The 23,686-nt window shown below is 65.1% G+C and carries 21 protein-coding genes; 7 read left to right on the top strand and 14 right to left on the bottom strand.

Annotation, left to right across the window (positions count from 1 at the left end; translation table 11 throughout):
• Nucleotides 1–5 precede the first annotated feature (5 nt).
• From FG95_RS10640 to FG95_RS10620, 5 genes are all read right to left on the bottom strand, one after another.
• Nucleotides 6–443, bottom strand: coding sequence for a hypothetical protein (locus tag FG95_RS10640; protein ID WP_037555766.1), 438 nt, complete (start codon nucleotides 441–443; stop codon nucleotides 6–8).
• A complete protein-coding gene (scpA, locus tag FG95_RS10635; protein ID WP_037555765.1) occupies nucleotides 440–2,587 on the bottom strand; it encodes a methylmalonyl-CoA mutase in 2,148 nt (715 codons plus the stop codon). The genes FG95_RS10640 and scpA overlap by 4 nt, the downstream gene beginning before the upstream one ends.
• A gap of 192 nt (nucleotides 2,588–2,779) precedes the next feature.
• A complete protein-coding gene (gene mce, locus FG95_RS10630; RefSeq protein WP_037555763.1) occupies nucleotides 2,780–3,220 on the bottom strand; it encodes a methylmalonyl-CoA epimerase in 441 nt (146 codons plus the stop codon).
• 10 nt (nucleotides 3,221–3,230) lie between these two features.
• On the bottom strand, nucleotides 3,231–3,980 hold the full coding sequence (locus FG95_RS10625; protein WP_037555762.1) for a hypothetical protein: 750 nt from the start codon (nucleotides 3,978–3,980) through the stop codon (nucleotides 3,231–3,233).
• Between the two features lie 94 nt (nucleotides 3,981–4,074).
• Entirely contained in the window at nucleotides 4,075–5,595 is a 1,521-nt protein-coding gene (locus FG95_RS10620) for an acyl-CoA carboxylase subunit beta (protein ID WP_037555761.1), read from the bottom strand.
• Nucleotides 5,596–5,807: 212 nt separating this feature from the next.
• Here FG95_RS10620 and FG95_RS10615 point away from each other — a divergent pair, with 212 nt between their 5' ends.
• Complete coding sequence (locus tag FG95_RS10615) at nucleotides 5,808–7,217, top strand: helix-turn-helix domain-containing protein (protein WP_037555760.1); 1,410 nt, start codon at nucleotides 5,808–5,810, stop codon at nucleotides 7,215–7,217.
• A 28-nt stretch (nucleotides 7,218–7,245) separates the two neighbouring features.
• On the opposite strand, the gene gor is transcribed toward FG95_RS10615, so the two are convergent.
• Nucleotides 7,246–8,592: a glutathione-disulfide reductase gene (gene gor, locus FG95_RS10610; protein WP_037555759.1), complete on the bottom strand. Its 1,347-nt coding sequence runs from the start codon at nucleotides 8,590–8,592 to the stop codon at nucleotides 7,246–7,248.
• 107 nt (nucleotides 8,593–8,699) lie between these two features.
• Nucleotides 8,700–10,205, bottom strand: a complete 1,506-nt coding sequence (pgi, locus tag FG95_RS10605; protein ID WP_037555758.1) for a glucose-6-phosphate isomerase — start codon at nucleotides 10,203–10,205, stop codon at nucleotides 8,700–8,702.
• Nucleotides 10,206–10,329: 124 nt separating this feature from the next.
• Between pgi and lepB the strand changes: the two genes are divergently transcribed.
• The 5 genes from lepB to FG95_RS10580 all read left to right on the top strand — a co-directional run bounded on the left by lepB (nucleotide 10,330) and on the right by FG95_RS10580 (nucleotide 13,958).
• Nucleotides 10,330–11,223, top strand: coding sequence for a signal peptidase I (gene lepB, locus FG95_RS10600; protein ID WP_037555757.1), 894 nt, complete (start codon nucleotides 10,330–10,332; stop codon nucleotides 11,221–11,223).
• Entirely contained in the window at nucleotides 11,220–11,900 is a 681-nt protein-coding gene (gene rnc, locus FG95_RS10595; RefSeq protein WP_037555755.1) for a ribonuclease III, read from the top strand. The genes lepB and rnc overlap by 4 nt, the downstream gene beginning before the upstream one ends.
• Nucleotides 11,897–12,790 (top strand): GTPase Era, encoded by an 894-nt coding sequence (gene era, locus FG95_RS10590; protein ID WP_037555754.1) that lies wholly within the window; start codon nucleotides 11,897–11,899, stop codon nucleotides 12,788–12,790. The genes rnc and era overlap by 4 nt, the downstream gene beginning before the upstream one ends.
• A gap of 23 nt (nucleotides 12,791–12,813) precedes the next feature.
• Nucleotides 12,814–13,254, top strand: coding sequence for a hypothetical protein (locus FG95_RS10585; protein WP_037555753.1), 441 nt, complete (start codon nucleotides 12,814–12,816; stop codon nucleotides 13,252–13,254).
• Between the two features lie 131 nt (nucleotides 13,255–13,385).
• Nucleotides 13,386–13,958 (top strand): DUF1993 domain-containing protein, encoded by a 573-nt coding sequence (locus FG95_RS10580; protein WP_037555751.1) that lies wholly within the window; start codon nucleotides 13,386–13,388, stop codon nucleotides 13,956–13,958.
• 4 nt (nucleotides 13,959–13,962) lie between these two features.
• Here FG95_RS10580 and FG95_RS19880 read toward each other — a convergent pair whose 3' ends face one another.
• The 6 genes from FG95_RS19880 to plsY all read right to left on the bottom strand — a co-directional run bounded on the left by FG95_RS19880 (nucleotide 13,963) and on the right by plsY (nucleotide 22,006).
• Nucleotides 13,963–15,084 (bottom strand): lipase family protein, encoded by a 1,122-nt coding sequence (locus FG95_RS19880; RefSeq protein ID WP_052182281.1) that lies wholly within the window; start codon nucleotides 15,082–15,084, stop codon nucleotides 13,963–13,965.
• Between the two features lie 125 nt (nucleotides 15,085–15,209).
• Nucleotides 15,210–17,780 carry a type I DNA topoisomerase gene (gene topA, locus FG95_RS10570; protein WP_037555750.1) on the bottom strand — a complete coding sequence of 857 codons (2,571 nt, stop codon included), beginning with the start codon at nucleotides 17,778–17,780 and terminating at the stop codon, nucleotides 15,210–15,212.
• A gap of 67 nt (nucleotides 17,781–17,847) precedes the next feature.
• Nucleotides 17,848–18,519: a hypothetical protein gene (locus FG95_RS10565; RefSeq protein ID WP_037555749.1), complete on the bottom strand. Its 672-nt coding sequence runs from the start codon at nucleotides 18,517–18,519 to the stop codon at nucleotides 17,848–17,850.
• A gap of 92 nt (nucleotides 18,520–18,611) precedes the next feature.
• Nucleotides 18,612–20,210 carry a vWA domain-containing protein gene (locus tag FG95_RS10560; protein WP_235211530.1) on the bottom strand — a complete coding sequence of 533 codons (1,599 nt, stop codon included), beginning with the start codon at nucleotides 20,208–20,210 and terminating at the stop codon, nucleotides 18,612–18,614.
• Nucleotides 20,211–20,321: 111 nt separating this feature from the next.
• Nucleotides 20,322–21,407: a DNA-processing protein DprA gene (dprA, locus tag FG95_RS10555; RefSeq protein WP_037555747.1), complete on the bottom strand. Its 1,086-nt coding sequence runs from the start codon at nucleotides 21,405–21,407 to the stop codon at nucleotides 20,322–20,324.
• A complete protein-coding gene (gene plsY / locus FG95_RS10550; RefSeq protein WP_037555746.1) occupies nucleotides 21,404–22,006 on the bottom strand; it encodes a glycerol-3-phosphate 1-O-acyltransferase PlsY in 603 nt (200 codons plus the stop codon). The genes dprA and plsY overlap by 4 nt, the downstream gene beginning before the upstream one ends.
• Nucleotides 22,007–22,160: 154 nt before the next feature.
• Between plsY and murI the strand changes: the two genes are divergently transcribed.
• Complete coding sequence (murI, locus tag FG95_RS10545) at nucleotides 22,161–22,967, top strand: glutamate racemase (RefSeq protein ID WP_037555745.1); 807 nt, start codon at nucleotides 22,161–22,163, stop codon at nucleotides 22,965–22,967.
• A 1-nt stretch (nucleotide 22,968) separates the two neighbouring features.
• Here the strand turns inward: murI and FG95_RS10540 are convergent, their stop codons facing one another.
• Nucleotides 22,969–23,478 (bottom strand): hypothetical protein, encoded by a 510-nt coding sequence (locus FG95_RS10540; RefSeq protein ID WP_152567621.1) that lies wholly within the window; start codon nucleotides 23,476–23,478, stop codon nucleotides 22,969–22,971.
• Between the last annotated feature and the right edge of the window lie 208 nt (nucleotides 23,479–23,686).

Raw genomic sequence — 23,686 nt, 5'->3', positions numbered from 1 at the left:
TGATGTTATTTGCAGAAGCGCTCGATCGCGGCGCCGTAAAATTCGATCGTCGGCGTTTCGCCGAACATGTCCTGATAATTGCCGTCCGCCCAAGGTCGGCGGTCGCCATAGCTGATCGTCACCTGTCGTGCGTCTTCGGAAGCGCCATATTCGCCGACGCTATAGAAGATGAAGTCGATATCGGCCTCGGGATCGTCGCAGTTGATCCGGACCAGCCCCTTGTTCACAAATTTGTCGCTCGTCTCGAAATAGATGTCGCGCCACGCGCCGTCGGCCTTTTCAAGGCGGCCGTACCAATCGGTGAAATAGACATCGTCGATTTGTTGCCGGTAGATCAACTCGACCGCGACATCCTTGCGAAACTCGCTCGGACGGCTTGCAGGTTCGGCATCTACCGAAGCTGCCGACAAAGCAGCGATCAACAGGCCGAGCGAACCGATCACGCGGCATCCTCCAGCGGGGGCATGTTGTGGCCGAGCAGGCGTAGCACGTCGGCGGCGCATTCGACGACGTTGCTGCCGGGGCCGTAAATGCCCTGCACGCCCGCGTCGCGGAGATATTGATAATCCTGCGGCGGAATGACGCCGCCCGCGATGACCTTGATGTCGCTGCGGCCCGCCTCTTTCAGCTTGCCGATCAATTCGGGGATCAGCGTCTTGTGCCCCGCGGCGAGGCTCGACGCGCCGACGACGTCGACGCCGCTATCGAGCGCGAGCACGACGGTCTCTTCGGGAGTCTGAAACAGCGGCCCCGACACGACGTCGAAACCCATGTCGCCGAACGCCGAGGCGATGACATTGGCGCCGCGATCGTGCCCGTCCTGCCCCATCTTGGCGACGAGCAATTTGGGTTTGCGGCCCATTCGGCGTTCGACCGCCTTCACGCCGTCGAGCACCTGCTGCCAGCGGTCGTCGCCCTCGTAAGGCGCGGCGTAGACACCTTTCACCGGGGTCGGCTGTGTGCCGTAGCGCTCGAAGCTTTCTTCCATCGCCGACGAGATTTCGCCAAGCGTCGCGCGGGCGCGCGCGGCGTCGACCGCATGGGCAAGCAAATTGGTCTCGATCGACTGCGGCGCCGCGGCCGCTTTGCGCAGCGCGTCGAGCGCCGCCTGACACGCCGCTTCGTCGCGGCTCGCCTTGACCCGGTTGATCCGTACGACCTGCGCCTCGCGGACCTTGCTATTGTCGACCTCGAGCGTTTCGAGCAGGTCTTCGTCCTTCAGCCGATATTTGTTGACGCCGACGATCACATCGTCGCCGCGGTCGACGCGCGCCTGACGGGCGGCGGCGGCGGTCTCGATCATCGCCTTGGGCCAGCCCGCCGCGACGGCCTTCGCCATGCCGCCTTCCTTCTCGACGCGCTCGATGATCTCCCACGCCTTGTCGACCAGCTCCTGCGTCAGCGCCTCGACATAATAGGAGCCGCCGAGCGGGTCGACGACCTTGGTCATCCCGGTCTCTTCCTGGATGACGATCTGGGTGTTGCGCGCGATGCGGGCGGAGAAGTCGGTCGGCAGTGCGATCGCCTCGTCGAGCGCGTTGGTGTGCAGCGACTGCGTCCCGCCGAGCATCGCCGCCATCGCCTCGATCGTCGTGCGCATCACATTGTTATAGGGGTCCTGCTCGGTGAGCGAGACGCCCGACGTCTGGCAATGGGTGCGCAACATCTTCGACCGCTCGTCCTTGGCGCCGAGGTTGGTCATCACGCGGTGCCACAGCACCCGCGCGGCGCGCAGCTTCGCGATTTCCATGAAGAAGTTCATGCCGATTGCGAAGAAGAAGGACAGGCGCCCCGCGAACTTGTCGATGTCCAGCCCCGATGCGACGCCATAGCGCACATACTCGGCGCCGTCGGCGATGGTGAAAGCGAGTTCCTGCACCTGCGTCGCGCCGGCTTCCTGCATATGATAGCCGGAGATCGAGATGCTGTTGAACTTGGGCATCTCGCGGCTGGTGTAACCGAAAATGTCCGAAATGATCCGCATGCTCGGCTCGGGCGGATAGATATAGGTGTTGCGGACCATGAACTCCTTCAGGATGTCGTTCTGGATCGTCCCGTCGAGCAATTTGCGCTCGACCCCCTGCTCCTCGCCCGCGACGATAAAGAAGGCGAGGATCGGGATCACCGCGCCGTTCATCGTCATCGACACCGACATCTGGTCGAGCGGGATGCCGTCGAACAGGATCTTCATATCCTCGACGCTGTCGATCGCGACCCCTGCCTTGCCGACGTCGCCGACGACGCGCGGATGGTCGCTGTCATAGCCGCGGTGGGTCGCGAGGTCGAAAGCGACGCTGAGGCCCTTCTGCCCCGCGGCGAGGTTGCGGCGGTAAAAGGCGTTCGATTCTTCGGCGGTCGAGAAGCCCGCATATTGCCGGATCGTCCACGGCCGCCCCGCATACATCGACGCGCGCACGCCGCGCGTGAAGGGCGCGAACCCGGGCAGGCCGGGGTCGGCGGTCACGTCCTCGGCCGTGTAGAGCGGCTTGACGTAGATCCCCTCGGGGGTCGCCCAGGTCAGGTCCTTGCCCTTCACTTCCTTGTCGGCGGCGGCGGCCCATTGGTCGAGGGTCGGTTTATCGGTCATATGCAGTCCTAATCCCAAACCCCCTCTCCCCTTGTGGGAGAGGGATGCGAAGACTTGCCAGCTTGCTGGCCAGTCGTAGCTGGGAGAGGGGTCGCGAGCCGCAGGCTCGCCAACCAACCCCTCTCCAAATTCCGGTAGGGGACAAGTCCCCAACCTTCACTTTGCCTCTCCCGCAGGGGGAGAGGAGAACAGTCAGTGATCGCCCTTCGGCGTCTCCATAATCTCGGTCAGCACCCCGCCCATATCCTTGGGGTGGAGGAAGAAGATCAAGGTCCCGTGCGCGCCGATCCGCGGCTCGCCAAGCACGCGCTTGCCTTGTCCCTCGAACTCGGCCTTGGCGGCATGAATGTCGGGCACTTCATAACATAGATGATGCTGTCCGCCCGCCGGGTTCTTTTCGAGGAAGCCCGTGATCGAAGTGTTGCCGGGCAATGGCTCGACCAGCTCGATCTGCGTGCCGTTCGGCGCGCCATCGGCGCCGGGCGTATCGACGAAACACACCTTCACCCCCTGTTCGGGCAGGTCGAACGGTTCGTGAATGTGGGTTGCTCCCATCACATCGCGGTAAAAGATGATGCTTTCGGCGATCGACGGCGTCGCGACGCCGATATGGTTGAGGCGGCCCAGTTTCATTCCATTCTCCTCAGCAACCCGGAACCTGGTCCTTGCCGACCGGTTCATATTTGCCGTTATTCAGAACATATTGCTGTTTGAAGGACCGCGTGCCGGTGTAGGCGACGGTAAAGCTCTTGTCGGGCGCGGCCGCTGCGATCCGGCCTTCATATTCCTGTTCGGTCTGGCCGATTCCGGCGCCCGAACTCATCCCGTCGGTAAAGCCGCCACGGTCGACCGGCCCGTCGGGCGTCAACTCGGTCACAACGGCCGATCCGATCGCGCAGCCCTGCCACACGCCGCCGCCCGCGGTGATCAGATAGGGATTGCGCCCGAGGAGGTTCGTAAAGGCCCAGCTCGTCGCGGCGTTGCCTACCGTGCCGGTGGCGCCGATCCCGATCCATTCGCCCTGCTTGACCCAGCCCGCAGCGCTCGACTTCAGATAATGGACCGCGTTCAGTCCCCCTTCGCTGTGCCCCGCATCGTCGAGCGATCCCGCGCTCAACAGCACGCCGACATTATTCGGCAGCAGGTGGATAGCGACCGGGCGGAAACGATAGGCCCGTTCGTCGATCGTCCGCGCGGCCTCCGCCCCGGCGCCTTTGGGAAGCCCGAAGGCGGTGCGGAACGCCAGATCGATCGTCGGGTCCTCGTCGCTGCCGAGCGTGATCGGAAAGGCTTCCTTCTCCGCATCGACCGGCGTGTCGGGGTCGAACGCCAATGCTGCCGGCGATACGAGCGCCGACAGGACGACAGCAGCGGCAAGAACGGATTTACGCATCTCGATACCTCATCTGATAGCCAAACATCGCGGTCGCGTTTCCGGGCCGCAGTTCCTAACTATCTCATCCACAGCGAAATTTTAGTGCCTGTTGTCACAGCGGGATATTATCGTGCTTCTTCCACGGGTTTTCGAGGTGCTTGTTCCGCAGCTTGCGCAGCCCCAGCGCGATCCGCTTGCGCGTGTTGTGCGGGTGGATGACCTCGTCGATATAGCCGCGCGATGCCGCGACGAACGGGTTCGCGAAACGGTCCTCATATTCCTTGGTGCGCTCGGCGATCTTTTCGGGGTCGCCGATGTCGCTGCGGAAGATGATCTCGACCGCGCCCTTTGCGCCCATCACCGCGATTTCCGCGGTCGGCCAGGCATAGTTCAGATCGCCGCGCAGGTGCTTCGACGCCATCACGTCGTACGCGCCGCCATAAGCCTTGCGTGTGATCACCGTGATCTTGGGCACCGTCGCCTCGGCATAGGCGAAGAGCAGCTTCGCGCCATGCTTGATGATGCCGTTATATTCCTGCGCGGTGCCGGGCAGAAATCCGGGGACGTCGACGAAGGTGATGATCGGAATCTCGAACGCGTCGCAGAAGCGCACGAAGCGCGCCGCCTTCTTCGACGAATTGATGTCGAGGACGCCCGCGAGCACCATCGGCTGGTTCGCGACGATGCCCATCGTGCGCCCCTCGATGCGGCCGAAACCGCAGATGATGTTCGCGGCATGCGCCGGCTGCACCTCGAAGAAGTCGCCCTCGTCAACGGTTTTGCGGATCAGCTCGTGCATATCGTACGGCTGGTTCGCGTTGGGCGGGATCAGCGTGTCGAGGCTGGCTTCGGCACGGTCATAAGGATCGCTCGTCGGGCGCACCGGCACGCCGCTGCGGTTGTTCTCGGGCAGATAGTCGAAGAAATCGCGCGCCGCGAGCAGCGCCTCGATGTCATTCTCGAACGCGAGGTCGGCGACCGAGCTTTTCGTCGTGTGGGTAATGGCGCCGCCAAGCTCCTCCTGCGTCACCACCTCGTTGGTCACCGTTTTCACGACGTCGGGACCGGTGACGAACATGTAGCTCGAATCCTTCACCATGAAGATGAAGTCGGTCATCGCGGGGCTGTAGACCGCGCCGCCGGCACAGGGGCCCATGATCAGCGAAATCTGCGGAACGACGCCCGACGCCAGCACATTGCGCTGGAACACCTCGGCATAGCCGCCCAATGACGCGACACCCTCCTGGATGCGCGCGCCGCCGCTGTCGTTGAGGCCGATGACGGGCGCGCCGACCTTCATCGCATTGTCCATCACCTTCATGATCTTTTCGGCGTGGCGCTCCGATAGCGAGCCGCCGAAGACGGTGAAATCCTGGCTGAAGACATAGACGAGGCGGCCGTTGATCGTACCGCTGCCGGTGACGACGCCGTCGCCGGGCACCTTCTGATCCTGCATTCCGAAATCGGTGCAATTATGCTCGACATAGGTGTCGAGCTCCTCGAACGAGCCTTCGTCGAGCCGCTCGCGCGCGGTCAGCTTGCCCTTGGCGTGCTGCGCGTCGATGCGCTTCTGACCGCCCCCAAGGGCTGCGGCGGCGCGGCGGCGTTCCATTTCGGCGATATTGGCGGACAAAGCGGCTCTCCATCAAAATTCGAAAGCGTCGTCTGCCCGCTTCGCATCGCGGAGGCAAATGTGAATTTGCAAAATTGCGAAGTTCGATTTTGCAAAATTTGTTGCGCGCGTATAGGCTCCTCATCCGTTGGGACAGCGTCGAGACGCAATCGATTACGTCTCAAATCGATTGCGTCTCGGCAACCCGCCGAAAAACTCGATGAAGGAATGCGATGGCTCGGCAACGCATTTTTGCCGGAACCCGGCTGAAGCAGTTACGCGTCGAGCGCGGCACGATGCAGGCTGCTTTTGCGCAGCAGCTTGGTATTTCGACCTCCTATCTCAGCCAGATCGAGCACGACGACCGCCCGCTGACCCCCGCGCTTCTCGAACGATTGCAACGCCTGTTCCCGCTCGAATGGGAGGAGGTCGCGGCCGATGCCGGCGATCGCCGGGCGGGTGCGCTGCGCGAAGCCGCCGCCGATCCTCTGTTCGCTTCGGCGCCGCTGCCGCCCGAGCAACTCGAACGCGCGGCGCTCCAGCAACCGCAACTCGCCGACCAGTTCGTCGCACTCCACGCCGCCTATCGCCGCGCGGGGCAGCGGCTGCAGATCATCGACGAGGCGCTGACCGGCGGCACCGCCGAAGGCAGCCGTCTGCCGTGGGAGGAGGTGCGCGACTGGTTCCACGATGCCGGCAATTATGTCGACAGCATCGACCGCGCAGCTGAGGCACTCGCGGGGCAATTGCGCGGCAAGGCGCCTTCGCCCGCGATCGAGACGATCGAGCGGCGGCTTCGCGACACGCTCGGCATTTCGATCGTCTATCAGCAGAGCCAGGTGCTGCGCGATTTCGACGCAACGATGAGGCACCTCGTCATCGACCCGTCGCAGCCTGCCGAAACCCGCCGCTTCCAACTTGCGCACCAGCTTGCCGCGCTCGCGCTCGCGAAGGAAATCGCCGCGGTGGTCGAAGCTTCGCCGCTGCGCACAGCCGCCGCGCGCCAATTGCTCCATGTCGGCCTCGCCAACTATGCCGCGGGCGCGGTGCTGATGCCCTATGCGCCCTTTCGCGCCAGCGCCCGCGCGGTACGGCACGACATCGACCGGCTGCGGCTGGAATATGGCGTCAGCTTCGAGCAGGCGTGCCACCGCCTCTCGACGCTCCAGCGTCCCGGTGCGCGCGGCATTCCGATGTTCTTCTGCCGCGTCGACATGGCGGGCAACATCACCAAGCGGCACAGCGCGACGCGCCTCCAGTTCGCGCGCTTTGGCGGCGCCTGTCCGCTGTGGATCGTCCACGAGGCCGCGGCGATCCCCGACCGCATATTGTTCCAGCTCGCCGAGACCCCCGACGGGCTGCGCTATGTGTCGATGGCGAAGGGCCTCGTGAAACCCTCGGGCAGCTATGCGCGCAGCCCCCGGCGCTACGCCGTCGCGCTCGGGTGCGAGGCGCAATATGCCGGTGATTTCGTCTATGCCGACGGAGTCGACGTCGCGGCACCGCAGGCCGCGACGCGCATCGGCCCGTCGTGCCGCATCTGTCCGCGCGACGATTGCGACCAGCGCGCCTTCCCGCCGAGCGACCGCCCGATCCTTGTCGATCCCGACCGGCGCGACGTTGTGCCCTACCGGATCGGCTAGCTATAGCCCGCCAAGACGGGGATCGAGGCTATTTCAGCAGCACCAGCTCCTCGGCCATGCTGGGGTGCAGCGCGACGGTGGCGTCGAAATCGGTCTTGGTGAGCCCCGCCTTCACCGCGATCGCCGCCGCTTGCAGGATTTCGGGGGCGTCGGGGCCGATCATGTGGAGGCCGACAACCTGATCGGTCGCGGCGTTGACGATCATCTTGTAGAGCGCGCGCTCGTTGCGCCCCGCGAGGACATTTTTCATCGCGCGAAAATCGCTGGTGTAGACGCGGATCGAGCCGAGCTTGTTGCGCGCCTCGGCCTCGGTCATCCCGACGGCACCGATCGGCGGGTGGCTGAACACCGCGCTCGGAACATTGCTATAGTCGACCACCGTCGGCTTTTCGCCGTAGAAGGTGTCCGAAAAGGCCTGCCCCTCGCGGATCGCCACGGGCGTAAGCTGGATGCGGTCGGTGACGTCGCCGACCGCGAAGATGCTCGGCACCGAAGACTGGTTGCGCTCGTCGACCTTGATCGCACCCTTTTTGTCGAGTTCGACCCCGACCTCTTCGAGCCCCAGCCCCTTGGTGTTCGGGGTGCGCCCGGTCGCCATCAGCACTGCATCAGCGTCGATCGCATCGCAGCCTTCGAGATGGACCGTGAGCGTCCCGTCATCCTTCTTCTCGATCGACTGGAACGGCGCGTTGAACTTGAAATCGATGCCCTTGGTCATCGAAATCTGGAGCAGCCGGTCGCGGATCTGCTCGTCATAGCCACGCAGGATCGTGTCGCCGCGATTGACGATCGTCACCTTGCTGCCGAATTCATTGAAGATGCCGGCAAACTCGTTGGCGATATAGCCGCCGCCCGCGATCACCACGCGTTTCGGCAGCCTTTCTAGATGGAAGACCTCGTTCGAGGTGATCGCATATTCGCTGCCTGGAAATTCGGGAACGTGCGGCCAGCCGCCGGTCGCAATCAGAATGCGCTCGGCGGTGAGTTCGGTTCCGTCGGCAAGGCGTATCTTCTGCGGGCCGGCGACCGTCGCACGCGTCTTGAGCACGGTGACCTTGTGGTTGTCGAGCGTCTGGCCATAGAGGCCCTCCAGCCGGTCGACTTCGGCGAGCACATTGTCGCGCAGCACCGGCCAGTCGAACTTGCAGTCGGGCACATCCCAGCCGAATTTGCGCGCGTCCTTCAGATCCTCGGCGAAATGGGCGCCGAAAACGAGCAACTTCTTGGGCACGCAGCCGCGGATGACGCAGGTGCCGCCGACCCGATACTCCTCCGCCACCGCGACGCGCGCGCCGTGCGAGGCCGCGATGCGCGAAGCGCGGACGCCGCCCGAACCGGCGCCGATAACGAAGAGATCATAGTCGAAATCGCTCATGAATTACCCCTGAATTGGACAGGCAGGCATTCGCGCCCGGCGCCTATGTGGTTACACGGGCGCGGCTTGCCAATCGAAATTTGCACTCAGAGTCAGCGACGAGGCCTTCAGTCGCCGAGCGCCGCCTGCATCAGCGCCTGCGTCGCGGCGTCGAACTCGACCGTGCCTTCGGCGAGGCCTTTCGCCATCTCCTTGCCCAGCTCGACCCCGAACTGGTCGAACGGGTTGATGCCGAGCAGCACGGCGTTGGCGAAGACGCGATGCTCGTAGAAAGCAATCAACGCGCCGAGGCTGCGCGGCGTCACCTGATCGAGCAGGATCGTCGTTGATGGGCGATCGCCCGGATAGTTGCGCGCGCCATCCTCGCTCGCGCGCCCGGTCATCAGTGCGGCGCCCTGCGCGATGCAGTTGGCGACGAGCGTTTCGTGATGCGCATCGTCGAGCAGGTGATCGGGCTCGCGCGCGACGACGAATTCGACCGGGGTCAGATGCGTTCCCTGATGAAGCAGCTGGAACACCGCATGCTGCGCATCGGTGCCGACCCCGCCCCAGGTGATCGGCGCGGTCTGCTGCGCCACCGCCTGTCCTTCGAAAGTCACCGACTTGCCGTTCGATTCCATTTCGAGCTGTTGCAGATAGGAAGGCAGAAGCCGCAGCCGCTCGTCATAGGCGAACACCGCGCGCGTTTGGCAGCCCAGGCGATTGGCGTAAACCTGGTCGGCGAAGGCCGCGAGCAGGCAGATATTGTCGGCGCCGTCGGCGAGGCGGAAATGGCGGTCCATCTCGGCGGCGCCTTCGAGCAGGTCGGCAAAGGCGTCCCAGCCCAGTGCGAGCGCCGCGGGAAAGCCGATCGACGACCAGAGCGAATAGCGGCCGCCGACGGTTTCGCTGAACGGCAGAATGCGCGTTTCGTCGATCCCCCACTCCATCGCGCGCTCGGGCTTGGCGGTCAGCGCGATGAAACGGCCGACCGGATCTTCGACGCCCGCCTCGTCGAGCCATTGCAGCGCCGAATTGGCGTTGAGCAAGGTTTCGGTGGTGGTGAAGGTCTTCGATGCGACCGCGACCAGCGTATGCTCGGGGCTGAATTTGGCGAAGACTTCGTCGAGCGCGGCGCCGTCGACGTTCGACACCACCGCGACGTCATATCGGTCGCTATGACGGCCGAGCGCGTCGACGAGCAGGTCGGGGCCGAGCGCCGATCCGCCGATGCCGATGTGGAGCAGGTGCCGGATCTCGCCGAACGCCCCCGCTTCGATCGCGTCGATCATCATCCGCATCCGCTGATGCAGCGCCTGCGCGACATGCACCGATTCCGGCGCGCCGTCGCCGCGTTCGGCGCTATGTTCCGCCGCCCGGTCCTCGGTTGGATTGGCGATGCCGCCCGAAAAGAGCGTCTTGCGCCGCCCCGCGAAATCCTGTGCTTCGGCAAGACCCGACAGGATCGCGAGAGCCGCTCCGTCGAGATGCGTCTTGGCGAAATCGAAGCGGATGTCGGCGACATTGCGCACCAGCACCTGGAGCCGTGCTTCGGGATCGGCCGCGACCAGATCGGTGAGCTTTTGCGGCTGCCAGTCGGAAAGAGCCTGCCAGGCGTCGGATGCGGTCGTCATCGTCTAATATCCTCGAAGGGGGAGTGAATCACGACCTTTCTCTAGGCCCGCCGCCCGCGCGGCGCCAGTGGCGTCCGCCGATATTCGCTTGACGTGGCAACCTATTCATCGCCAATGCCGCAGCATGACCAATGCCAGCTTTACCGCCGATGTGACGCCCCCGACGGGCCCCACGCCGCCTGCTCCGACTCCCGCTCCGGTATCCGCCAAGGAAGAGGCGGTCGATACCGTCCGCTTCCTCGCGCTGCTCGCGATCGCGGTGCTGATTTTCCGCAGCTTTTTCCTGTCGCCCTTCAACATTCCGTCGGAATCGATGCAGCCGCGGCTGCTCATCGGCGACTATCTGCTCGTCAACAAAATGGCCTATGGCTATTCGAAGTTCAGCCTGCCGTTCAGCGCGCCGCTGATCCCGGGCCGCATTTTCCCGCGCACGCCCGAGCGCGGCGACGTCGTCGTGTTCAAGGCGCCGCCGGTCAACGACAATGACTATATCAAGCGCGTGATCGGCCTGCCGGGCGACAGCGTGCAGGTGAAGGGCGGCATCGTCTGGCTCAACGGCAAGCCGCTGAAGCGCGAAGCCATGCCCGACTTCGTCATCCCGGTGACGCCGAACATGATCGAAGCATCGCGCGCGACGGGCACCCTGCCCTGCTATGCGCCCGAGTTCGAGGAAGTCGCCGCCGACGGGACGCGCCAGTGCCGTTACAAGCAGTTCAGGGAAATGCTGCCCAGCGGCAAGAGCTATGCGATCCTCGACATCACGACGATCGCCGAGGACAATACGCCGCTCGTCGTCGTGCCCGAGGGGCATATGTTCCTGATGGGCGACAACCGCGACCGCAGCGCCGACAGCCGTTTCCCCGCGATGGAAAATCAGGGCATCGGCCTTGTTCCCGAAGAAAATCTCGTCGGCCACGCGCTCGTCGGCATGTTCTCGACCGACGGTTCGGCGAGCTGGATCAACCCGATCAGCTGGTTCACCGCCGCGCGCTGGGGCCGCATCGGGGACGGTTTTTGAGCGATACGCTGGACACCGGGGCGCTCGCCGACATTATCGGCTGCACCCCGGACGATGTCGCGCTCTACGACCTTGCGCTGACGCACGGCAGCACCGGGCGCGCCGATTATCAGCGGCTCGAATTCCTGGGCGACCGCGTGCTCGGGCTCGTCATCGCATCGGAGCTTTACACGCGCTTTCCCACGGCAAGCGAGGGCGAGATGTCGTCGCGGCTGCATGTGCTCGCATCGGGGGCGACCTGCGCCGCGATCGCGCAGCGGCTCGACCTGACTGCGCTGATCCGTTTCGGCGCGCAGGCGCGCAATGACGGCGGCCGCTACAGCGACAATATCGCCGCCGACGCGATCGAGGCGCTGATCGGCGCGCTCTATCTCGACAAGGGAGCCGACACCGCCCGGCAGTTCATCCTGACCCATTGGAACGAGATGATCGACGGGCAGCAGGCGGCGCCCAAGCACCCCAAGGCCGCGCTCCAGGAATGGGCGCTCGCCCGCAAGCGCCGCCCGCCCGAATATGAAATCGTCTCGCGCGAAGGCCCCGACCATGCGCCGCGCTTCCGCGTTGCGGTGAGCGTCGGCAAGCTCGCGCGCGCCGAGGCCGAGGGCGCGAGCAAACAGGCGGCCGAAACGGCCGCGGCGGCAGCCCTGCTCGCCGAACTCGAAGGAATGAAAGAATGATCCAGCATTGCGGTTTCGTCGCCGTCGTCGGCGCGCCCAACGCGGGCAAGTCGACCCTCGTCAACGCGCTCGTCGGCCAGAAGGTCGCGATCGTCAGCCCGAAGGCGCAGACGACGCGCACGCGGCTGATGGGCGTCGCGATGGAGGGCGAAACGCAGATCATCCTGATCGACACGCCCGGCATCTTTGCCCCGACGCGCCGGCTCGACCGCGCGATGGTCGCCGCAGCCTGGGGCAGCCTCGAGGAAGCCGAGGCGATCCTCGTGATGATCGACGCCGCGGCGAAACTGACGGGCCGCGTCGAGCGCGTGCTCGAGGGCATCGCGAACCGGCCCGAGAAGAAATATCTGATCCTGAACAAGGTCGACCTCACCAAGAAGGACAAGCTGCTCACGATCGCGACCGAACTCAATACCAAGGCCCCCTTCGACGAAACCTTCTTCATTTCGGCGAGCAGCGGCGACGGCGTCGCAGAACTCAAGGCGCATCTCGCGAAGCTGATGCCCGAGGGGCCGTGGCATTTCCCCGAGGACGAGGTCAGCGACGCGCCCGAACGCATGCTCGCTGCCGAAATCACGCGAGAGCAGCTCTATCGCCAGCTCCACGAGGAACTGCCCTACCAGTCGACGGTCGAGACCGAGCTGTTCAAGACGCGTCCCGACGGCAGCGCCGAAATCCACCAGCAGATCTTCGTCGCCCGCGACAACCAGCGCGCGATCGTGCTCGGCAAGGGCGGTGCGCGCATCAAGGAAATCGGCGCGCGCGCGCGGGCCGAGCTGGCCGAGTTGATGGGCCGCAAGGTCCACCTGTTCCTGCACGTCAAGGTCAAGGAAAACTGGGACGAGGACCGCAGCATCTATCGCGACATGGGGCTCGACTGGGTCGACTGAACGACAGCAACGAGGGGCTAAAGATGATCAAACCCGTTTCCATCATATTTTTCGACCGTCTGTTTCTGGGGTCGCTGATACTCAGCGTACTGAATTTCCTGTTCGCGTGGAACGACGTATCGGAGAAACTCGCGAGCATGCCCGAGTTTGCGGCGATGGGCTTTGGATCGGGCTTCATTATCGGCACGTTCGCCGTCGGCATGATCATCAACCTGATCATCTGGTATTTCATCTCGGTGCGGGCGAGCAAGATCGCCAAATGGATATTGGTGGTATTTTTCGCGATCGGGCTGTTGTCGATGCTGAGCAATCTCAGCAATCCGCTTGGCCCCCAAGGCCTCTCGCTGGGCATAGCGATCATCATCACCGCCATTCAGGGTGCCGCAGTCTACATGCTGTTCCGTCCCGATGCCGCCGCGTGGTTCAATCGCACGCCGCCGATCGACCCAGAGACCTTCCGCTAAAAGCCGGACTATTGGTTCGCAGATCGGGGAATTCTCGGAAAGCGGGCCGCAAGTCATATTAGCCTATCTGCAGCAGCATTGATTTCACGCGTCGCTATCCGTGTACGACGCCCTTGGGGGAAGCCTTTGTGATGGCATCGTTCTACGACCTCATCGTTCCGACCTTCCTCCAGACCACAAGAGCCGTTGAGGGCTTTCTCGACCGTGCGGCGCGGCACTGCGCTGAAACCGGCCGCGATCCGGACGATTTCGTGGGAGCCCGGCTGTACGAAGACATGGCCCCCTTCCATTTTCAGATCGAGGCGTTGAGGAACCATGCCGTATGGGGGCTTGAGGCCGCCAAGACCGGCGTATTCGCTCCGCCGCCGCTGGTCGGTGCGATGCCTTTCGCCGACCTGCAAGTTATGATCGGTCAGGCCGTAACGGCCTTGGAGGCGTTTTCTCCGGACGAAGTCAACGGCTGGCTTGGCAAGAAACTGGACATTGAAATCTTTCAGCCGCTCGACGTGGACAATGCCACAACTTCGGACTGGGGTCCCCGGACACTGGCCTTCACGCCGGAGACTTTCCTTCTCTCCTACTCGCTGCCAAACTTCTATTTTCATGCGGTGACCGCATACAACATCCTGCGCACCCGCGGCGTGCCGCTCGGAAAATACCATTATCAGGGCCAGTTACGCGCCAAGCCGGCGACGCGGGTTTAAGGGCCTAGATCCGCCGGCAGTCATTTGGCGGAGAATTGCCGTCGAAGCGCGCGGTGATCCAGCCGATCGTCTCTTGCGTGCTGTCCTTGGCGCTCGCGCCATGATCGCCGGTCATGTCGATCCAGCGGGTCGGCGTTCCGCGCTTGCAGACCGCTTTGGCGAACTTGCGGGTGACCGCGGGCGCAACGATCATATCCTTGCTGCTTTGTGCGATCAGCAGCGGCCCCGGCACGCGCGCCGGATCGACGCTGTTGGCGCGCGCGAAAGAGCCGAAGGGTTCGATCTTGCCGATATCCTTGTTCTTCGTAGTACGCGCGACGGTAAGGATGCCAAGGATCGTGCCGAGCTTCGGCTTCTTGTTGAACGCAACACAATTATTCTGCGCCAGCCGGTTGATGATCCCCTGATTGGTGCGATTGGTGACGCCGTCCATCGAATAGCCGTAGAGCGTCGACCAACTGTGCAGCGCGAAAGAGAGGAGCAGCGCGCGCGCATTTTTGTCGCCGCCTTCGCGCAGGTTGGCAGCGAGATCGGTCGGCGGCGCTGCGGCTGCGGTCGCGACGAGCGTCAGGTCGGGCGCGTAGGAACGGGCCAACACGGCCGTCCACAGCGCGGCGTGCCCGCCCTGCGATTCGCCCCACACGGCGAAGCTGCTTCCAGCGGCGGTACCCGGAATCTCCCTCGCCGCCCGCACCGCATCGAGTACCGCATTCGCGGTATCGGGGCCGACCAGAAACGGGTGCATCGCCGGGCTGGCGAGGCCGATATAGTCGGGTGCGACAACGACATAGCCCGACCGAACCGCGTTCATTCCCGCCGAATATTGAAAGAAATTGGGACTGAGCGACGGCGCGCATTTCTCGGCGACGCCCCACGCACCATGAGTCCATGCGATCACGCGGCGCGGACGCGGCGGAATCGCTTCCATCGGCGCGGCGACGATGCCCGTCACGGCGAAGCGCTGACCGCTGCCATTGGTGGTCCAATATTGCACGCGCCAGGCTTGTGTGCCGGGAGGCGTATCGGTCATTGGTTGTGCGGAAATGAGGTAGCGCGTCGGCTGGGCCGACACGGGTAGCGCGAGCAGCGATAAAAGGGCGAGCACGACAGCGAAAACGTGGCGCATGGGCAAGTCTCCCCGATGCGCCTCCCTTATCACGGCAAAACAAGATCGTCATCCCGGCGAAGGCCGGGATCTCGCCGTAACGCTATGAAGCGATGGTGAGATCCCGGCCTTCGCCGGGATGACGGCTATTCCTTGGTTGCGGCCTTCTTCGCCGGAGCCTTCTTCGCCGGAGCCTTCTTTGCCGCTGGCTTCTTCGCCGCCGCCTTTTTCTTGGGCGCCGCCTTCTTCTTGCCCTTTGCCGGCCCCTTTGCCGCGCGCGCGTCGATCAGCGCGACCGCCTCGTCGGCGGTCAGCGTCGCCGGGTCGGCGGTCTTGGGCAGCGTCGCGTTGGTCGTGCCGTCGGTGACATAGGGACCGAAGCGCCCCTCCATCAGCTTCATTTCGCCGCCGCTCGTGGGGTGCGGGCCGAAGGTTTGGAGCGGCTCGGCCTTCGCACGCCCGCGCCCGCCGCCGTTCGCTGCCTCGGCGATGCGGACGACTGCGGCGTTCATGCCGATGTCGAAAATCTCGGCGGTGCCCGTCAGCTTGGCATATTTGCCGTCGTGGAGCAGATAGGGGCCATATCGCCCCAGCCCCGCCATGATGACCTTGCCGCTTTCGGGATGCACGCCGACCTCGCGCGGCAGGCTCAGCAGCCGCAGCGCATAATCGAGGTCAAAATCCTCGCCGGGAATATCCTTCGGGATCGACGACCGCTTCGCTTCCTTGCCGTCTCCGAGCTGGATATAGGGGCCGAACCGCCCGCTGCGCTTCGTCACTTCCAGCCCGCTTTCGGGATCGGTGCCCAGCGTCTCCGGCCCCGTGTCGGCGCCGTCGCTGCCGCCGGGCTGCGCAAACTTGCGCGTAAACTTGCAGTCGGGATAGTTGCTGCACGCGATGAACGGCCCGAACTTGCCGCCGCGCAGCGCGAGCCGCCCGGTGCCGCAATTGGGGCACAGGCGCGGATCGCTGCCGTCGCCCTTGTCGGGGAAGAGATAGGGGCCGAGGAATTCGTCGAGCGCCGCGGTGATCTCCGACGGCTTCTGCTCCATCACCTCGCCCGTGCGCGGCTTGAAATCGCGCCAGAAGCGTTCGAGCACCGCCTGCCATTGCGCGCGGCCGCCCGACACGTCGTCGAGCTCTTCCTCGAGCCCGGCGGTGAAGTCGTAGCCGACATAGCGTTCGAAGAAGCGTTCGAGGAAAGCCGTGAGCAGCCGCCCGCTCTCCTCGGGGATGAAGCGGTTCTTCTCTACGCTCACATAGTCGCGGTCCTTGAGCACCTGCAGGATCGAAGCATAGGTCGACGGGCGCCCGATGCCGAGCTCTTCCATCTTCTTGACGAGGCTTGCTTCCGAATAGCGCGGCGGCGGCTGCGTCTCGTGGCTTTCGACCTCGACGCCGGTCTTCGCGGGCGCGTCACCTTTGGTCATCGCGGGCAGCAGGCGGGCGTCGTCGTCGTCCGCACTGTCATCGCGGCCTTCGTCATAGAGCGCGAGGAAGCCGGGGAACTTGACGACCTGCCCCGTCGCGCGCATCACGGTCTTGCCGGTGCCGTCGGAAAGGTCGACGCTGGTGCGTTCGAGCCGCGCCGACGCCATCTGGCTCGCGAGCGCGCGCTTCCAGATCAGCTCGTAAAGCCGCGCATGATCGCCGCTTCCCGCCTTGTCCTTCGAAAAGTCGGTCGGACGGATCGCCTCGTGCGCTTCCTGCGCATTTTTCGCCTTGGTCTGATATTGGCGTGGCTGGTCGGGGACATAGCCGCCGTCATAGCGCGTCGCGATAGCTTTCCGCGCGGCGCTGATCGCGCTGCCGTCCATCTGGACGCCGTCGGTACGCATATAGGTGATCGCGCCATCCTCGTAGAGCGCCTGCGCGATGCGCATCGTGTGGCTCGCCGAGAAGCCGAGCTTGCGCGCCGCCTCCTGCTGCAGCGTCGAGGTGGTGAAAGGCGGCGGCGGGTTGCGCGTCAGCGGCTTGGTTTCGACCGCATCGACGGTGAAATGGCCCGCCTCCACATCGGCCTCGGCGGCGCGCGCGTCGCTCTCGTTTGTGATCGAGAGGCGCTCGATCTTGTCGCCGCGCCAGCGCGAAAGCCGCGCCTTGAACGGCGTCCCGCCCATTTCGAACAGGCCCGTCACCGACCAATATTGCTGCGCGACAAAGGCCTCGATCTCGCGCTCGCGCTCGACCACGAGGCGCAGCGCGACCGATTGGACGCGCCCCGCCGATTTGGCGCCGGGCAACTTGCGCCACAGCACCGGCGAGAGGGTGAAACCGACGAGATAGTCGAGCGCACGGCGGGCGCGATAGGCGTCGATCAGATCGTCGTCGAGCGCACGCGGATGCGCCATCGCGTCGGTCACCGCCTGCTTGGTGATCGCGTTGAAGGTCACGCGGTCGACCGAGGCGGGGAGCGCCTTCTTCGCGCGCAGCAACTCCTGCACATGCCAGCTGATCGCCTCGCCCTCGCGATCGGGGTCGGTCGCGAGGATCAGGCGGTCGGCGCCTTTGGCGGCATCCTGGATTTCCTTCAGCCGCTTCGCCTTGTCGGGGTAAAGCTGCCACTGCATCGCGAAGCCGTCGTCGGGATCGACCGACCCGTCCTTGGGCGGCAGATCACGAACATGGCCATAGCTGGCCAGCACCTTGAAATCACGGCCGAGATATTTCTCGATCGTTTTCGCCTTTGCGGGCGATTCCACAATTACCAATTGCATGAAAAACCTTAGTCCTGAGATGCCTCTTACGTACGTACGCGTGAGGGTGGCGCCGTATGCGGCAGCGTCAACCGAAAATTTCGGCTGCGCCCGATTGCCGCCTGCCAAGCGCTATATAGAATGTAGCGGCTGCCACCACACCGAACAACCAGCCAGCTTGCGAGAAGGTGTTGGACAAAAGCATCCATCCCCATTGAGCCGCCACGTTCGGCGTTTCGACGAAAAGTCCCCCGGCAATCGGTGCCAGTTGCCAGGCGAAGGCAACGACCACAATCGTCGAGCAACTCAACCACGTGTTTTCGGTACGCTCCCAGCTTTGGGAAAGCGCATCGGATACCGACATATCTTCGGCGAGCAGGATCGGCACGGCGAGAAACCACCGTCCCGCGAGATATACACCCGGAAGAATCAGCAGCACCAGGCCCAAGCCAATCCCCAGCCCGGACAGCAATCCAACGCCGAACATCGATCCGATGCGTAGTTTCCATGGCCGAACGGGCGCGATGCCGGCACCATCGAGAATGGACAGCGTCGCCCACGCCTGAATAATCAGGTTCGCGAACAGAAAACCGATCTGATAGGCGAGCGCGAGGTCGGAATACCAGGTAGCGACCACGTCATAACCGACGCCGGTCGCGATCAATATCCCGAACAGGACGGCAAAATTCAATGTATCGACGTGCATCCGTTCGAAGGCCTCGCGCGCGACCGGCGCGACCATACTGACGTCGAATTGCATTGCCGAACTCCCCGTGCCCTGTGACGCACAGGTGGCGCGCGCCTTCCCTGCCCGTCAAGAGGCTAATCGGCGCGTGTTGCGGCTGCGATCATTCATTGATTCCGCCATTTGAAGTCCGCCGGCAGGATGCACTTGCCGGCGTCATATTTGCCGACGCTGCGGATGACTTCCTTGTCGTCGGGTTCGATCCGGCGGCCGCTGATCTGGCTGTCGATCACGCGGCGGACGAGCGCGTCGAGCCGGGTCACCAGATAACAGTCGATCGCCGGCGGCGCGTGCGGATTGCCGACGCCGCTGTCGTCGGTCAGGAACAGGTAGCGCGACTGCGTCGCCGCCGCCATCGCGCGCATCGCATATTCGGCCTTGTCGGCGACGCCCGACGCGGCGACCGGGGTGATGTGGATACGCTTGGCGCGCGCCGCCTCGGCGGCGATCCAAGTGCGGCCGAACTTGTCGTCGTGCGGCGGCGCGTCGGCCACGAGCAGCAGCGACTTTACGGCGTCGGGACGCCAATCCTGCCCCACCGCCCGGATCAATGCCTGATCCATCGCCTCGGGATAATCGCCGCCGCCGTTCGCCTGTTGCTGCGCGAGCGCCCCCTGCACGCGTCCGATGTCGCGGTCGAAGGCGATCGTGCGCGTGACATACTCGTCGCCGAGATCACGGTAGAAAACGAAGCCGATGCGGATATCGAGATTGCGGTGCTTCGCGGTGATCGCGCCGATGATCGAGCGGAGTTCGGCCTGCAGGTAATTGATCTCGTCGCCCATGCTGCCCGTCGTGTCGATGACCAGCATCAGGTCGAGCTTGGTCGCCTTCGTCGCGGCCTGGCTGGCGGTCAGCCCGACGGTCTGGCCGCCGTGCGCGTCGGCGACGAGCACGGGCCGTGCATCGGCGATCGTACGGCCGCCCTTGCGCGCCGCGACGGTGATCCGTTCGCTCAGCCGGTCGAGGCCCGGGAAGAACACCGCGCTGCCGTCCGCCTGCGTCGCCATGGTGATGCTGTTGCCGTCGGAACAGGTCACGACGACATCGGCGAAGGGGATCGGCTGGCCGCTGCGGTCGTTGACTTTCACCGTCACCACGCGGGTCGTGTCGACGCGCGGCAGCGCCCGCACCTCCTGCCCCAGATCGCCGCTACGGTTCACATAGGCGGCATAAAGTTCGGGATTGAGCAGGTCGTCATGCTCGCCCGCGGTCAATATGCCCGATTGCGGCTGAGGCTGCGGGCGCGGCGGGCGCGGCGGATGGGGCGGCACGATGGTCGGGCTGGTCCGCGCATAGTCGCTCGACGAAGCGGCGGGCGGCGCCGGTGCCGACACGTCGTCCGCGCCGCGCTCGGCGCTCGATCCGGTGACCACAACCGCCTCGGCGCTATCGTCCGAACGCGCCTCGGGCGCATAGACGGGGGACGGCGGCGGGGGCGGAGGAGGAGGTGGTGGCGGCGGCGGCGGTGCCATCGGCATCGCTTCGTCGCGCGAGTCGCGGCCGCCCTCGGTCTTGTAGTCCGCGTTCGATTGCTGCTGCGGCCGCGTCTCGGGATCGAGCCGCGGCAAGGGATCGGCGGTGCGGCAAAAGCCCTGCTGGCTGCCGGGCGCCTGCGCGTGGGCGGTGGCGATCGGCATAGGCGCCGGCACCGATGCCAGGATGGCGAACATCGTAACGCCGGTCAGATATCGGCTACGCATCATCAATCTCCCCGCATGTGATACAATATCATCAGCCTGTCGCTCGGCCGCTGAACCGTGGCTGAACCGGGATGAATTGTTATATTGCTGTGGCTTAGGGCGCTGTGCCGGCCATCACACCAGCGAAACCCGCGCCCCCGCATGCCGCTCGATCCGGCCCGCCAGCTCAAGTTCGAGGAGGACCAGCTGGACGGTCGCCGCCGCCTGCCCCGACTGCCGGACCAGTTCGTCGATCGCCACCGGCGTCGGCCCGAGCAGTTCGGCGACGCCGCGTCGCTCGCCCTCGCCCGCCTCGAACGGCGCAGCGGCCGCCGCATAGCGGCGCACCGGTTCCCGAACCATGCGCGTGTCGATCGGTCCGACCGCTTCCAGCACGTCGTCGACCGTCTGGATCAAGGTCGCGCCCTCGCGGATCAGCAGGTTGCAGCCCTGCGCGCGCGGGTCGAGCGGGGACCCCGGCACGGCCATCACCTCGCGGCCATAATCGCCGGCGCGACGTGCCGTGATCAACGACCCCGATTTCGGTGCCGCCTCGATCACCACGGTGCCGTGGGCAAGGCCGGCGATGATCCGGTTGCGTGAAGGGAAATGCCGCGCGAGCGGCTCGGTCCCCGGCGGCTGCTCGGCGATGAGCAGCTGATCGCTCGCGATCTTTTCCTGCAACGCGGCGTTTTCGGGCGGGAAGGCGATATCGATCCCGCTCGCGATCACGCCGACCGTTGCGCCGCCGAGCGCGCCGATGTGCGCGGCGGTGTCGACCCCGCGCGCCAGCCCGCTGACCACCGTGACCTCGCGCGCGGCGAGATCGGCGGCGAGTTGGCGCGCGAAGCGGCACGCGATCGCCGATGCGTTGCGCGCACCGACGATGGCGACGCACGGGCGGCGCAGCATCGCGGTGTCGCCGCGCACGACGACCACGGGCGGCGCGCCCTCGACCTCGCGCAGCATCGGCGAATAATCATCCTCGTCGCTGAAGATGTGCCGCGCTCCGAGCGCCGCGACCCGCTCGACCTCGCGCTCGGCGACGTCGAGCGGCGCGATCCGCGCCCGCCCCGCCCCGCCCCGCAGCACGAGGTCGGGCAAGGCCTCGAGCGCGGCCTCGCCCGACCCGAACCGCGCCATCAGCTGATGCCAGCTGATCGGCCCGACATGCGGCGTACGGATCAGCCGCAGCCGCGCCAGCCGCTCCGCGTGAGTCACTTAGGCCCTTTGCCGGCGCCGACTCGCGGCTCGGTTCCGGCGCGCAGCCGCGCGATATTTTCGCGATGCCGCCACAGTATAATCACCGCGAGCCCTGCGAGCCCGATCGCATAAATCGGATAGCCCAAAGCCAGCGCGGCGATCGGCGCCGACACCGCGCCGAGCATTCCGCCAAGCGACGAGATGCGCAGAAGCAGAACCGTGCCGAGCCAGACGACTGCGAATATCAGCCCGATCGGCCAGGCGAGCGCCAGCGCCAGCCCGAGCAGAGTCGCAACGCCCTTTCCGCCCCTGAAATTCAGCCACACGGGATAGCAATGGCCGATCATCGCCGCCGCGCCCGCTATCATAGCGGCATGATCGCCGAGTTCGGGAACGAAATGCCGCGCGAGCAACACCGCGACCGCGCCCTTCGCGCCGTCGAGGATCAGGGTCGCCGCCGCCAGCTCCTTGCGCCCCGTGCGCAGCACATTGGTCGCGCCGATATTGCCCGACCCGATCTGGCGCAGGTCGCCCGCGCCGAACAACCGCGTCAGGATGACGCCGAACGGGATCGAACCCAGCAGGTATCCCGCAGCGATCAGCAAAAATATCGTCATAAAATCCCCGCTCCGTTCGGCTCCTTTTGCCGGGGTTGGAAAAAGCAATCAACGGATTCGGACGGACGATCGCCGAAATGGATAAATCCGTCGTCCCCGCGCAGCCGGGGCCACGGGGCATTGACCTCTCACCGCCGCCTGCTAGGCGACGGACATGCACCCGCCGCCCCCTGACGCGCCCCTCCTTTTCTTCGATAGCGGCCTCGGCGGGCTCACCGTCCTCGGCCCCACGCGGGCGCTGCTGCCGACCGCACCGATCGTCTATGCCGCCGATTATGCCGGGTTGCCCTATGGCAGGAAGAGCGACGAGGAACTCGCCGCGCGCGTTCCGGCGCTGCTCGGCCGCCTCGTCGAGCGGTATCAGCCGCGGCTCGCCGTCATTGCGTGCAACACCGCCTCGACGATCGCGCTCGGCCACGTCCGCGCCGCGCTCGACCTGCCGATCGTCGGCACCGTCCCCGCCATCAAACCCGCGGCCGAAATGACGAAGACCGGCGTGATCGGCGTGCTCGGCACCGAAGCGACGGTCCGCCAACCCTATGTCGACGATCTGAGCGCGCGGTTCGCCGACGGAAAGACCGTGCTGCGTCATGGCAGCCCGGGCCTCGTCACCGGCGCCGAGGCCAAGCTGCGCGGCGAGGCGGTCGATCCCGATGCGATCGCGCATGCGATCGCGGGCCTGCGCGATCAGCCGGGTGGCGATGCGATCGACGTCATCATCCTCGCCTGCACGCACTTTCCGCTGCTCCAGCACGAATTGCAGGAGGCCGCGGGCCCCGAAGTCTGCCTGATCGACGGCGCCGCGGGCATTGCAAGACGCATCGCCCATCTCACCCAAGGTCAAGCCTGGCCCGACACGCCCCAGCCCGGCATTGCCGTCTTCACCCGCAGCGACGACCGCCCGCCCCCGCCGCTCGCCGCGCTTGCCCCCTATGGCATCGGATCGGTCGAAACGATCTAATTCACTCGGCGCCGCCGGCGCACGACGCCAGCCATGCGCGGTCCTCGGGCCCGGGACCTTGCTCGCCCAGTTCGTCCGCGCGCGGCATCCCCAAATGCTGGCCTGCGCCGGTGCAGGAGTGGGAATCGCGCCCACCATCGACCAACCGTCCGCCGCACAGGCCCAGCTTCCGGTCGATAACCTGCCAGCCCACCTTCGCCGCGCCCGAAGGCGCGCGTCCGCTGCAATAAGTGTCGGTCTCCGACCCCGGGTCGCCGCAAATCTTCTCGATATGCGCGGCATTGTCTTTTACCGTGCCGACAAAGCGCTGTTCATAATAGGCATTGGTCGCGAAATAGCGCTGGACGCCGCATAGCCGGTCGCCGCGCTGGGCGAGCATTTTATACTCGCAGATCTCCGCGCCCTGATATGTTTCGCAGCTCATCCAGCTCCCGTCGAAAGGTGCCGGCGCCTGCGCGGGTGCCGGGCTCGACGCCCAAAGCCCCGCAGCAATCGGCACGATGACGGTCATGACAAGACGCATAGCGGCATCCTTTCCATTTTCACTGGATTCGCAACTAGCCGTCGCGGATCGAATCTGGCGTGCGGTCGATCACAGCGATGGCGATATCAAGGCGATAGGACAATTTGCCCCAGTGCTGCGAATCGTTCGCACTGGCCTTCGGCGCTTTTCGGCGTTATTGGCCCGCATGTTAATAGCCGCCGGGGGAGCGGCGCCC

This window comes from Sphingopyxis sp. LC363, from assembly GCF_000756385.1.
Taxonomy (GTDB): domain Bacteria; phylum Pseudomonadota; class Alphaproteobacteria; order Sphingomonadales; family Sphingomonadaceae; genus Sphingopyxis.
This window is presented reverse-complemented; position numbering and strand designations above follow the sequence as displayed.

Bases quoted from the DNA above. Each gene is read 5' to 3' on its own strand.
- scpA (WP_037555765.1), bottom strand. From the start codon at position 2,587: ATGACCGATAAACCGACCCTCGACCAATGGGCCGCCGCCGCCGACAAG.
- mce (WP_037555763.1), bottom strand. From the start codon at position 3,220: ATGAAACTGGGCCGCCTCAACCATATCGGCGTCGCGACGCCGTCGATC.
- FG95_RS10625 (WP_037555762.1), bottom strand. From the start codon at position 3,980: ATGCGTAAATCCGTTCTTGCCGCTGCTGTCGTCCTGTCGGCGCTCGTA.
- FG95_RS10615 (WP_037555760.1), top strand. From the start codon at position 5,808: ATGGCTCGGCAACGCATTTTTGCCGGAACCCGGCTGAAGCAGTTACGC.
- gor (WP_037555759.1), bottom strand. From the start codon at position 8,592: ATGAGCGATTTCGACTATGATCTCTTCGTTATCGGCGCCGGTTCGGGC.
- pgi (WP_037555758.1), bottom strand. From the start codon at position 10,205: ATGACGACCGCATCCGACGCCTGGCAGGCTCTTTCCGACTGGCAGCCG.
- lepB (WP_037555757.1), top strand. From the start codon at position 10,330: ATGACCAATGCCAGCTTTACCGCCGATGTGACGCCCCCGACGGGCCCC.
- era (WP_037555754.1), top strand. From the start codon at position 11,897: ATGATCCAGCATTGCGGTTTCGTCGCCGTCGTCGGCGCGCCCAACGCG.
- FG95_RS10585 (WP_037555753.1), top strand. From the start codon at position 12,814: ATGATCAAACCCGTTTCCATCATATTTTTCGACCGTCTGTTTCTGGGG.
- FG95_RS10580 (WP_037555751.1), top strand. From the start codon at position 13,386: ATGGCATCGTTCTACGACCTCATCGTTCCGACCTTCCTCCAGACCACA.
- FG95_RS19880 (WP_052182281.1), bottom strand. From the start codon at position 15,084: ATGCGCCACGTTTTCGCTGTCGTGCTCGCCCTTTTATCGCTGCTCGCG.
- topA (WP_037555750.1), bottom strand. From the start codon at position 17,780: ATGCAATTGGTAATTGTGGAATCGCCCGCAAAGGCGAAAACGATCGAG.
- FG95_RS10565 (WP_037555749.1), bottom strand. From the start codon at position 18,519: ATGCAATTCGACGTCAGTATGGTCGCGCCGGTCGCGCGCGAGGCCTTC.
- FG95_RS10560 (WP_235211530.1), bottom strand. From the start codon at position 20,210: ATGATGCGTAGCCGATATCTGACCGGCGTTACGATGTTCGCCATCCTG.
- plsY (WP_037555746.1), bottom strand. From the start codon at position 22,006: ATGACGATATTTTTGCTGATCGCTGCGGGATACCTGCTGGGTTCGATC.
- murI (WP_037555745.1), top strand. From the start codon at position 22,161: ATGCACCCGCCGCCCCCTGACGCGCCCCTCCTTTTCTTCGATAGCGGC.
- FG95_RS10540 (WP_152567621.1), bottom strand. From the start codon at position 23,478: ATGACCGTCATCGTGCCGATTGCTGCGGGGCTTTGGGCGTCGAGCCCG.